Raw genomic sequence first — 10,739 nt, forward strand, 5'->3', positions numbered from 1 at the left:
CGAACGGCGCGACGACGCTCGCGAGCACGGCGCCGCCCATGATCGACGTCGAATAGACGCCCATCGCACCGCCGATCCGCGTCGCGAAATGGGCCTTCACGAAGCCGGGCAGCAGCGCCTGCACCATCGCGATCCCGACACCCGCGCAGCAGGCGCTCGCGAGCAGCAGCCACGCGTGCTGCGCGCCGATGCGCGACACGCAGGCCAGCCCGATCAGCGCGACGCCGAGCCACACGCCGCCCGCGATGCCGGTCACGCGCTGCAGGCGCCGCGCGCTCAGCGCGCCGAGCCCCATCAGCAGGATCGGGATCGTCGTCAGCAGGCTGGCCGCGCCGTCGCCAATGCCGGTCGCGCGCTGGATCATGTCGAGCAGCGGGCCGACCGCGGCGAGCGCCGGCCGCAGGTTCAGCCCGACGAGCACGATGGCGGCGAGCCGCCATCCGGGGGAAGTGAAGCGATTCATCGCAAGGCCCTCGAAATCGGTGCGCGGCCCCGAACGGGCGCCGCGCGATTTTCATGTAAAGTATCTCGACGTCAAGATAAACGCTGATTTATCTCGACGTCAAGATAACTGGCAGGCCGAGGAGGGTTAATGGATCAGGTGGATCGAGCCGCGCATGCGCTCGCGCAATGGCGTAACGAGCGTCCGGATCTCGACGCGTCGTCGATGGTGGTGATGGGGCGGCTGCAGGAAGCGGCGCTCGTGATCGCGCGCGACCGTCTCAATCCGCTGTTCGCGCGCTACGGGATGCAGCCGGGCGAATTCGACGTGCTCGCGACGCTGCGGCGCGGCGGTGCGCCGTTCGCGCTGACGCCGACGGCGCTGTACGACGCGCTGATGATGTCGTCGGGCGGGATGACCGCGCGCATCGACCGGCTGCAGAAGGCCGGCTGGGTCGAGCGCCGGCCGAACCCGGCCGACGGGCGCGGCACGCTCGTCGCGCTGACGGATACCGGCCGCGCGCTGATCGACGAAGCGGTCGTCGCGCACATCGACAACCAGCGCGCGTTGCTGGCCGTGCTGTCGGATGATGAGCAGGCGCAGTTGTCGCGACTGTTGGAGAAACTGCTGGCGGGGCTGGGGGGCGGGGCGCCGGGAGAGCCGGAAGGCAAGTAGCGCCGCGGAATGCGTCATGCACATGCACGCCGCGGGCAAAAACAAGGTTCTTCGTGAATTTTCGTGGATGTCGCTTGGCGACCCGAAGCGGACGATCAACGCGCCTTAAAGTGGGCATTCATTGGTTACTCGGGCGACAGTTTGATCCGTCAGCAAGAGAATCTGAGTGACGGAACCCGCGAATGCCCTGCCCAAGGTCGCCGCGAACAGTACGAACAGCGCCGCCAGGATAACGCGATCGCGCCCGAAACGGCGGGCGAGCGACGGCGTCGGCAATGCCAGTAGCCCCATGAGCACGTCGGGGATCGACGGCAGCAATGGCCCGATCGACACGATGCCCGGCCGCAGATTCACACCAATCAGCACCAGGCAAGCGACAACGGATTGTTGCGCCGACCGCTTCCGACCGGTATTTCCAGCGGCGCACCCACATCGCTCACTTCGTGATTGAACTGATTACCCGACATGCTCTCGATCCTCAATGCTGTTTACGGGGCGGCCATTGACTGCCGCCCCGGCGCAGCAGGTCAGGCAACGGCGTCCGGAAGGAAACCTGCATCGATCTCGATCTTCGACAGGTGCGCGACCGTGTTGACGAGCGTCTTGCCGGCTACGGCCATCGCAATCGCCACCGCCGCGCGGCGGTCGAAGCCTGCCGCCTTCAGCGCGTTCACGTCGCTATCCGATACCTGCGTGCGCTTCGATGCAATGGCTGTCGCGAACTGGCGCACCGCTTCGAGCTTCGGATCGGCAAGCGCGCTGCCGGTACGCAACGCGTCGACCACGTCGGCGGGGGCACCGAGCCTGCCGGCCAGCGTCGCGTGGACGGCCACGCCATAGTCCGCGGCATTCACGCGGCTCGCGGCCGCCATTGCGACCTGCTGCGCCACCGCATCGAGGGTCGTGGTACCGAGAGAATGAAGCCACTGCAGGTAAGCCGATAGCACCGGCGGTTCGACCGCAAGCGCGTGGCCGAGATTCGGCACGAAACCGAATACGCCGCGCATCGCATCGAACAGCGGCTGCGCCTCCGCCGACGCAGACACGTCGTCCAGTGCGCCAAACAGCGCCTGACCTTGTGCGACGTCCAGCGTCCGTGCGAAGAACGCGCGAATGATGCCGGCCACTTCGTCCAGATGCGATTCGAGCGGGAAATGACCGCCATCGACGAAATGCACCTCGGCATCGGGGATATCACGCTTGAATGCCTCGGCTCCCGCAGGTAGGAAAAACGGATCGTGCTTGCCCCACACAGCCAGCGTCGGCGGACGATGCGTGCGGAAGTATTCGTGGAAGCGCGGATAGGCTGCGACGTTCGCCTTGTAGTCGCCGAACAGGTCGAGCTGGATATCGTCGTTACCCGCGCGGTCGAGGAAGTGCTGGTCGAGCGTGTAGCTCTCCGGCGCAATATGTGACGTATCCGCCTCGCCATGCTGGTACTGGAACTGCGTGGTGCCGGCCGTCAGGAAACCGCGCAGTTGCTCACGGTTCGCATCGGACGGGTCCTGCCAGTAAGCACGCATCGGATTCCAGCCGTCGCTCAGGCCTTCCTCGTACGCGTTGCCATTCTGCGAGACGAGTGCGGACACGCGATCCGGGCGCGACGCAGCCAGGCGGAAGCCCACCGGCGCGCCGTAATCGAAAACGTACAGCGCATAGCGCGTCAGGCCGAGCGTGTCGGTAAAGCTCTCGATCACTTCCGCGAGATGGTCGAAGGTGTAGCCGAACGTATTCGCTTCCGGGGCGTCGGAGAAGCCGAAACCGGGCAGGTCCGGCGCGATCACCCGGTACTTGTCGGCGAGACGCTCGATCAGCCCGCGATACTGGTGGCTCGAAGTCGGGAAACCGTGCAGCAGCAGCACCGCGGGCGCGTCCTTCTGACCGGCTTCCCGGTAGAACAGATTGAGGGCCGAGCCGGTACGACGATCGGCGACGGAGGTGGTTTGATACGTCACGAGTATGGACATCGAAAATCTCCTGAATCACTGAAAGAGGCGTCGGTCTGAATTATCTGTACCGAACGATCGGTACAGTACGTCCGGAAATTACGGACGTCAAGGGTTGATTTAACGAGCGAGGCAACTTACCCTTCCGCTTGTACCGAACGATCAGTACTTTTGGGGAAGCGAAAAGATCTATGGCCACTGCTCAGGCATCGAAGGACGAAATCATTGACCGGCTGTTCACGGTGTTCCGGGATCGCGGCTTCGAGGGTGCGTCGATCACCGATCTGTCGCGCGCAACCGGTCTCGGCAAGTCGAGCCTCTATCACCACTTCCCCGACGGAAAGGAGCAGATGGCCGAGGCTGTGTTGGAGCGCGCGACAGCGATAATCGACAGCGAAATCCTGAACGCGGCGCGATCGTCCGGCACGCTAAAGGCCCGCATTCGCAAAATCGTGGCCACGCTGGACCAGATGTACGTCGGTGGGCGCGCCCCCTGCGTGCTCGGTCAACTCGCCACGGCCAATATCGGCTCGGTTGCGAAACAGGGTTTGTTGCTGGCGTTTTCGCACTGGATCGACGCCATCGAAGCTTTGGCGCGTGAAAGCGGCATGTCGCCGGCACGGGCGCGGCATTTCGCGGAGGACTGGGTTGCTCGCCTGCAAGGGGCGCTCATCCTGCAGGCGGCAAACAGCGATCTCGGGCCGTATAAGCGGGCCATGGCCGCGTTGCTCGAACTTTCGAAGGACGGCAAGGATCACGCTCCGGAGTAAGTCTCATCGCCACCTTCTGATGGCGTCTGGTGATTCTGGAGGCTACATGGGGTATCGGCAGGCGAATCGCACGCACTGAACTGTCCATTGCCGCGCGCGGCATGTGACGCTCCGGCTACCCCTCAAATATTTCCAGAGTCAACCGGGCGACTCGCCCATGCCGCATCTTGATAATCGTGTCCCGGTACATAAGGCTTCAGCAGAAAGGGATGACGCCGCGTCAGCCCATCCGCGAAAAAATACCAGTCGCCGATCGAGCTTTGATCCGCTTCGTACGTCTTGTCGCGGGGAACGCGTTGCTGGATCCGGGGCCACAGGTCGGCATGTAAATCGCGCCATCGCGACGGCCTGCCGTTGTCGGTCGCCGGGATGAACGTCTTGATGCTGTAGCAGTCGTCTCGCACTTCACCCACAAATACGCCTTCTTCGCACGCGAGGCCCAACTGCAACCATTTCTCCCGGTAGATCCACGGCTGCAACCAATAAATATTCGCCATGGCGGTGTAGAGGCGTGTGCGAACCTCGTCCTCGCCGGTTCGGCCCGTCCGCTGAATGATCCGTTGCATCGCATGCTGGCTAACCTCGATCCGGTACATCAAACCGTCTTCCGGCCGAGCAACTGACGAACAGACAAGGAAGAAGAAATCCAGCCCGCCAGTGGCGCCACGTTGCTCGAACAATCCGCAGTACAGGGTCATTTCGCCAAGGCGTATCAGCGGAAACGTGACCAGGTGCTTGTCGAGTTCTGGCTTCAGCACACGTTCCATGTAGCGGAATGCCTTCCTGCCGCTCATCCCGGGTCGCCATTGCTTTGATACCCGCTTTATCGCGCCATCAAATACCCTGAGAAACGTGAACTGAGACGTCGCGTCTGAAATGGATCTTGCTCGTCCCTTCGCTATACGCGGATCTACGAAGCGCGGATGGTCCATGATTCATCGGACCTCTGCCGCATGCGGTCGATGTGCCGGGTCGGCCACAACGGGAAAGTCGATATGACCGCGCTGTCTGGCTACGCTCGCAGCGAATTTCACGACCGCTTCGGCCTTCGGATCCTTCGATCCACCGCTGCGGTTAAGTTCAATTTCGTCCGGGGATAGCTTTGCGAAGTTGGTGGCGAGAAAACGATGCGCGGACAGGCAGTAGTCCGATCCATTGACTTGCGCAACCGCCAACGCAATGCGCTCACGGTTCCTGGAATCGAGCGTGGTGGACAGGCCGTCCTGAAAAGCCGCAAATGCTGCCAATGCGACCGGGCTGCTGCCGATGAGACGGTAGAAATTCGGCACGACGCCCAGCTTCTGATAGACAACGTCCAGTATCGGCTTACTCTCGACTGGAGCATCGTCTCGCGTAGAGATGTGCAAACGGGACATCGACAGTTCCTTCACGAATCGCCGCGCCCGTCAGGCGCGACAATCCAACGTGATTGCTTCAATAGACGTGTTCCGACCGACCACGCGCGCATGGAGAATTGCGCATGGTCAGAGCGGAGCAACCAGCCATCGAGACCAGGCAGCCGGACACTTCATACGGCGCCCAGTCCGCCCGGGCTTCAGGCGGCCTCACGGGCCCGGGTCTGAAGCGGCGGGAACGTCGCGTCGATGTCGGTCTTGAACGTGTTGTTGAAGAGGTTGGTGATGAAGCTGAACGCGGTCTCGGCGACGATGTCAACGATCTGCTCTTCGGTGTAACCCGCAGCACGCACGGCTTCGACATCCGCGTCTTCGATGTGACCGCGCGACGTGGCGATCTTGTAGGCGAACTGCAGCGCGGCGTCGGCCTTGGGATCGGTCGAATGACCGTCGCGGTTGAGTTCCATGTCTTCCGGCGTCAGCCCCTGCAGCTTGGCGCCGAGATAGGTGTGCGCCGACAGGCAGTAGTTGCAGCCGTTCACTTCGGCGGTCATCACGTGGATGCGTTCCCGGGTCTTGTGACCGAGACTCCTGCCGAGCGCGCCGTGCATGTCGGCGATCGCCTTCAGTGCATCGGGGGATTGCGAGATCAGGGCGAAGAAGTTCGGGATCACGCCGAGAACTTTTTCGTAGTTCGCGAGGATCGGTTGCGCTTTGGCGGGAGCAGCTTCTTTCGAGGGGATTGCAAGGCGGGCCATGAGATTTCTCCGTTGATCCGAGCCACTGCGGCTTCGGTAGGAGAGATAGTAGGGACTTCCGCCCAAAACAATAATTGGCTATTTTCGAGAACCGACCTTCCATTCAACGAAAGTACCGAGGAATGGGAAAGGGGCGCATTCGGTAGAGCGAACGCCTGTCAGGCTTTACCCAGCTCCGACATCGCCGAGCGCAACCGGTCGGTTGCGAAGTCGAGGAAGACCCTCATCTTGAGCGGCAACAGCCCGCGCTCTCCGTGGATGAGACTGACAGGAACCGACTCGACATCGAACTTCGGAAGGACGTGGACAAGCTCCCCGGTGCGGAGCGCGGCATCGCAGTGGTAGCGGTACACCCTCGTCAAACCGGTGCGACGGAGCGCTGCCTGTACGGCAGCCTCAGCGGTGGTGACGGACAGGCGCGGAATGATGTTGACATTGAAATCACGTTTGGTTGCCGGATCCCGAAACCACCATGTTGCGGTGGAAGGGCCAGTGAAGACAACGCACGGAAGCTTTTCCAGGTCAGTCGGGTGTTTGGGTTTGCCGTGCGCAGCTAGCAGGTCCGGCGAAGCGCACACCAGTGTATCCATAGCGCCAACACGGGTTGCAATCATGTTGCTGTCCGGCAAGGTGCCGATGCGAACGGCCATGTCAACGTGGTCATCATAGAGATGAAGGTTCCGATCGGAGAGAACCAACCGGACGTTGATCTCGGGATAGGCAGCCAGGAAGTCCGTGACAATGGGCAGGATGTACATGTGGCCAAACAGCACCGGCGCGGTGAGAACCAGCTCTCCGCGTGGAGTGGTGTACTCGCCGGCCGCAGCTCGTTCGATTTCCTCGATCTCTTCCAAGATGCGTTTGGCGGACTCGACGTAAGCCTGGCCGGCATCGGTCAAGGTCAGCTTGCGCGTTGAACGATGCAGCAATTTCGTGCCGAGGTACTCTTCGAGTTCCGTGACCTTCCGGCTGACGGTCGGGAGCGGCATGTTCAAAGCCTTCGCGGCCGCAGTGAGGCTACCTTTTTCGATCGTGAGCAGCACGATCGACATTGCTTCCAGTCGATCCACTTAATCTTCCACCCAATGAAAGATGATTCATGGATGCAAAAGTATCATTTTTCTGGATGAAACATTCGGAGTGCGCCGAATGAATGCTGCGGATGGCTGCTTCTGGCCGAAAGCAGTCACCCAGCATTAGGCGTCACATCAGGCGAAACCAAGTTCGAGACGCTCAAATTGGATACTCGAACATTCCGATGTAGACCAGTTCGAATCCTTCGCCTTGCACTGACCTTGGCGATTTTATCTGTTCGCAATTTATGAAAATCAGCGCGTTCGCATCTCCCAAATTTGCGGCGCGCGCCGCTTCACATAGCGCTTCCGACCATTTGTCCGAGTACGAGTGAGGTGCAAAGAACTCTTCCAGTGAAGTACCCGACTGTCGCAGCCCTGTTTCCATGAAGTCATGGTCACAGAAGAACTCACCCTGGGAGCCGTAGAACTCGGAAACTGGTCGACTTTCATCCTCGCCGTAGTGTTCTGCGAGAAAGATTGAAAATCGGGAGGTGTCAGTTATCCGGCCAAGATAGAAATGAGAAGCTTCCATTCTATGCATCGTTGGTTGACTCCCCTTGAGCGCAAAGAAAATTGCATTCCTTCACCTACTGAGCGGCTGCCTCAAGCCGACTGTCGACGTAGACATTACGTTGCAGCCAGCGCGGAGCAGGGCTTCCGCGCCTCCCCCCAAAAACTCGGCCCACTGCGGATCTACCGACTATCCAGCTTGCCTTGTCCTCGTGAATCGTACGTGTTGCACAAACGCGCGATGCCGTAGCCTCTGCGGAAAGCGGCGGTTCTGGGAAATTTCTTGCAGTATGCCGGCTATCTCGTCGTCAACGGCCAGGCCTTGCCCCAACCAACCGATCGCGAGGTCACACCAATATGGAGTTGGCCATCGTAGTCCAGCGACAGCGACGTCGCGCGCGGAATCGATGTTCGAAGCGAAAGCCGTCAAGGGGTGTTCAAGTGGCTTGACTATTGAGGGCGATTTCATCTCGGATCTTGTTCAACTTGGTAGGGGACGTCGCGTGCAAGGTGAGTCTGATCGATTGTCATCCGTGTAGGCGCCCACGTCGACCGACAGCTTCTGACCGAACACCAACCGTCTCCCCAGCATCCCCCGGAAAATCGCAATGCCCCTCGCAAGCCCGCTGCCCAATGCGGCGGGCGTTTCAAGTCCATAGCTACGCGGGCCGCACAACGCGCGACCCGCCCAGCCGCTCAGCCCCGCGCCGGAATATTGAGCCCACGCGCAACGGCCGGACGCGCAACAAACGCATCGAGCACCCGCTTGACGTTGCGGAATTCGCTGAAGCCGACCAGATCGCCCGCTTCATAGAAACCAACAAGATTTCGCACCCACGGGAAGATCGCGATGTCGGCGATCGTGTAGGCATCGCCCATCACCCACTGGCGGTTCGCGAGATGCGCGTCGAGCACGCCGAGCAGGCGCTTCGACTCGTCGACATAGCGGTCGCGCGGGCGCTTGTCCTCGTAGTCGCGGCCGGCGAACTTGTGGAAGAAGCCGACCTGGCCGAACATCGGCCCGATGCCGCCCATCTGGAACATCACCCACTGGATCGTCTCGTAGCGGCCCGCGAGATCCTTCGGGATCAACTGGCCCGTCTTGTCCGCGAGATAGATCAGGATCGCGCCCGATTCGAACAGCGGCAGCGGCTTGCCGTCGGGGCCGTCCGGATCGATGATCGCCGGGATCTTGTTGTTCGGGTTCAGCGACAGGAACGCGGGCGAGAACTGGTCGTTCGTGTCGAAGCGCACGAGGTGCGGCTCGTACGGCAGGCCGGTTTCCTCGAGCATGATCGACACCTTGACGCCGTTCGGCGTCGGCAGCGAGTAGAGCTGGAGACGGTCGGGATGCTGGGCCGGCCACTTTTGCGTGATCGGGAAGGCGGACAGATCGGGCATGAAGGTTCGCTCGTCGAAGTGAATGACTTGCGCACCGTCCTTGCTGCCGCGCGCCACGACCGGTGGCGCGGCGGCGGGACGGCGCGCGCCGAAAACGCCCACTGTAGCCGATCCCGGCGATCGATGCTGGTGGCGGCTGCGCGCGGCGGTCGCCGAGGGTCACCAATGGCCGCCACACGTCCGCCACACGCCCCGCAGCCGTCAAAAGTTATGCCGCAGCCCGACCATCGCGGCCGTCGTGCCGACGCCCGGCGCGACCGGCTGCCCGTACACGAGCATCTGGTCCATCGTGCCGCGGTTGTTCACGTGGCCGACCTGCGCATAGACCGTCGTGCGCTTCGACAGGCTGTAGTCGGCCGCGAGCACGACCGACATCGACTTGTTCGCCGAGACGTTGCGATCCTTCAGGTAATACACGGCCGAGCTCACCTGAAGGAAAGGCGTGAAGCGATAGCCGATGCCGGCCGACAGCATGTCGAGGTTCACCTTGTCCGCATGCGACGGATTCCGGCCGTTGCCGTACGACGCCGACACCGAGAAGTCGCGGATCGTGTATTTCGCGCCGACGTAGACGAAGCGGTTGTTGTCGACGCCGGTCGGCGCGACGCCCGGCGCCGGGTTCGTGTCGTGCCCGTTGTAGTAGACGGCCGACGCGTTCAGCCCGTAGTTCGCATACTTGAGCACGACCGATTCGCGCGTGCCGCCCTGGAACTGCCCGGCCACGCCGCCCGGCGCGTATTCGAGCGCGATCGACGCGCCTGCGAACACCGGCGACTGATAGACGAGCGCATTGCTGTCGTACAGCGCGCCGATCGCGCCGTTGGTGCTCGTCCCGGGCCAGCCGGCCGCCGTGTTCAGGCCGAGCCACGCGGTCAGCACGCTGCCGAAGAACTGCGCGTTGCGCACGTCGGTGTCGGCCATCGCGTAGATCATCGGCACGATCTGGCGGCCGGCCGTGAAGGTGCCGAACGGGCCCGACACGCCGAGCGACGCGACCTGGTTGAAGATCGCGACGGCGCCCGGCGTATCGCTCAGCTGCAGCTTGCCGGTGCCGCTGTCGAACGAACCCTGCAGCTTGAAGTTGACCTTGTAGCCGCCGCCGATGTCCTCGCTGCCCTTGATGCCCCAGAAGCTCGAGTAGATGCCGCCGTCCTTCATGCGGAACACCTTGCCCGTATTCGGCGCGGTGGGGCTGAACGACGCCGCCGACGTGCTCTGGTACAGCAGGCCCGTGTCGATCACGCCGTAGAGCGTGACGGAGGATTGCGCGTGCGCGAGCGCCGAACAGCCGGCAAGCGCCGCGAGCGCGGCCAGTTTCGTCTTCATGAAGTCTCCAGGATCGTATTGGACCGGAAGGGATCGAGCCCGTCCGGGTGAAGCGGGGAAGCAACGAGGCGGGCGGGAAGACGTGACAGGGGGCGCCCGCGCGAGCCATGCGGAAAGACTACGCAACGGCGGGCGGCCGCTCCCCCCCATGCGCGGGGGGCAGGGTTGCGGAGAATCGCGGGAGGTGGGGGCGGTTTCGCCGCCCGATCGGCGAAACCGGCGTTACGGCGCGCTTTCGAGCAGGCCGAGCACCAGTGCGCGGCGCACCGCATGCTTGCGCGAGCTGGCGTCGAGCTTGCCGAACAGGTTCTTCAGGTGCCACTTCACGGTTTCCTCGCCGACGGCGAGCGCCACCGCGATCTCCTTGTTCGACAGGTTGCGCGCGAGCAGCTCGAGAATCGCGCGCTCCTTCGGCGTCAGCACGACGCTCGGCACCGCGCGCGGGCTGGCCGCGCCGCGCGGGGCAGGCGGCACGATACG

General features: G+C 62.5%; 12 protein-coding genes and 1 pseudogene. 2 read left to right on the forward strand and 11 right to left on the reverse strand.

The window, feature by feature from the left end:
* A pseudogene (locus tag DPV74_RS34155) lies at nt 1–463 on the reverse strand (CynX/NimT family MFS transporter); the annotation flags it as partial.
* A gap of 138 nt (nt 464–601) precedes the next feature.
* Between DPV74_RS34155 and DPV74_RS34160 the strand changes: the two are divergent.
* Nucleotides 602–1,117, forward strand: coding sequence for a MarR family winged helix-turn-helix transcriptional regulator (locus DPV74_RS34160; protein WP_027787402.1), 516 nt, complete (start codon nt 602–604; stop codon nt 1,115–1,117).
* Between the two features lie 105 nt (nt 1,118–1,222).
* On the opposite strand, the gene DPV74_RS34165 is transcribed toward DPV74_RS34160, so the two are convergent.
* Together DPV74_RS34165 and DPV74_RS34170 are read right to left on the reverse strand one after the other, a co-directional pair.
* Nucleotides 1,223–1,483: a hypothetical protein gene (locus tag DPV74_RS34165; RefSeq protein ID WP_205571963.1), complete on the reverse strand. Its 261-nt coding sequence runs from the start codon at nt 1,481–1,483 to the stop codon at nt 1,223–1,225.
* 161 nt (nt 1,484–1,644) lie between these two features.
* On the reverse strand, nt 1,645–3,084 hold the full coding sequence (locus tag DPV74_RS34170; protein WP_119338793.1) for an alpha/beta fold hydrolase: 1,440 nt from the start codon (nt 3,082–3,084) through the stop codon (nt 1,645–1,647).
* A 170-nt stretch (nt 3,085–3,254) separates the two neighbouring features.
* On the opposite strand from DPV74_RS34170, the gene DPV74_RS34175 reads away from it, so the two are divergent.
* Entirely contained in the window at nt 3,255–3,833 is a 579-nt protein-coding gene (locus DPV74_RS34175) for a TetR/AcrR family transcriptional regulator (protein ID WP_060084879.1), read from the forward strand.
* A 122-nt stretch (nt 3,834–3,955) separates the two neighbouring features.
* Here the strand turns inward: DPV74_RS34175 and DPV74_RS34180 are convergent, their stop codons facing one another.
* The 8 genes from DPV74_RS34180 to DPV74_RS34215 form a co-directional block, all read right to left on the reverse strand.
* Complete coding sequence (locus tag DPV74_RS34180) at nt 3,956–4,627, reverse strand: hypothetical protein (RefSeq protein ID WP_119338794.1); 672 nt, start codon at nt 4,625–4,627, stop codon at nt 3,956–3,958.
* Nucleotides 4,628–4,768: 141 nt separating this feature from the next.
* Complete coding sequence (locus tag DPV74_RS34185) at nt 4,769–5,224, reverse strand: carboxymuconolactone decarboxylase family protein (protein WP_257943102.1); 456 nt, start codon at nt 5,222–5,224, stop codon at nt 4,769–4,771.
* Between the two features lie 164 nt (nt 5,225–5,388).
* Entirely contained in the window at nt 5,389–5,946 is a 558-nt protein-coding gene (locus DPV74_RS34190) for a carboxymuconolactone decarboxylase family protein (RefSeq protein WP_119338795.1), read from the reverse strand.
* 158 nt (nt 5,947–6,104) lie between these two features.
* Nucleotides 6,105–7,016, reverse strand: coding sequence for a LysR family transcriptional regulator (locus DPV74_RS34195; RefSeq protein ID WP_119338796.1), 912 nt, complete (start codon nt 7,014–7,016; stop codon nt 6,105–6,107).
* 163 nt (nt 7,017–7,179) lie between these two features.
* Nucleotides 7,180–7,554 (reverse strand): immunity 22 family protein, encoded by a 375-nt coding sequence (locus tag DPV74_RS34200; protein ID WP_162923214.1) that lies wholly within the window; start codon nt 7,552–7,554, stop codon nt 7,180–7,182.
* Nucleotides 7,555–8,228: 674 nt separating this feature from the next.
* The gene (locus DPV74_RS34205; protein WP_060357965.1) at nt 8,229–8,933 is read right to left on the reverse strand and encodes a glutathione binding-like protein; all 705 of its coding nucleotides are present in this window, start codon (nt 8,931–8,933) and stop codon (nt 8,229–8,231) included.
* A 201-nt stretch (nt 8,934–9,134) separates the two neighbouring features.
* Complete coding sequence (locus DPV74_RS34210; RefSeq protein WP_119338798.1) at nt 9,135–10,259, reverse strand: porin; 1,125 nt, start codon at nt 10,257–10,259, stop codon at nt 9,135–9,137.
* A 222-nt stretch (nt 10,260–10,481) separates the two neighbouring features.
* Nucleotides 10,482–10,739 (reverse strand): response regulator transcription factor (locus DPV74_RS34215; protein WP_240440067.1); only part of this gene is annotated, 258 nt, incomplete at its 5' end.

This window comes from Burkholderia sp. HAN2018, assembly GCF_024704855.1.
Classification (GTDB): Bacteria; Pseudomonadota; Gammaproteobacteria; order Burkholderiales; family Burkholderiaceae; genus Burkholderia; species Burkholderia cepacia.

Coding starts and splice junctions, on each gene's coding strand:
- DPV74_RS34205 (WP_060357965.1), bottom strand. CDS start 8,933: ATGCCCGATCTGTCCGCCTTCCCGATCACGCAAAAGTGGCCGGCCCAG.
- DPV74_RS34175 (WP_060084879.1), top strand. CDS start 3,255: ATGGCCACTGCTCAGGCATCGAAGGACGAAATCATTGACCGGCTGTTC.
- DPV74_RS34190 (WP_119338795.1), bottom strand. CDS start 5,946: ATGGCCCGCCTTGCAATCCCCTCGAAAGAAGCTGCTCCCGCCAAAGCG.
- DPV74_RS34170 (WP_119338793.1), bottom strand. CDS start 3,084: ATGTCCATACTCGTGACGTATCAAACCACCTCCGTCGCCGATCGTCGT.
- DPV74_RS34210 (WP_119338798.1), bottom strand. CDS start 10,259: ATGAAGACGAAACTGGCCGCGCTCGCGGCGCTTGCCGGCTGTTCGGCG.
- DPV74_RS34180 (WP_119338794.1), bottom strand. CDS start 4,627: ATGAGCGGCAGGAAGGCATTCCGCTACATGGAACGTGTGCTGAAGCCA.
- DPV74_RS34200 (WP_162923214.1), bottom strand. CDS start 7,554: ATGGAAGCTTCTCATTTCTATCTTGGCCGGATAACTGACACCTCCCGA.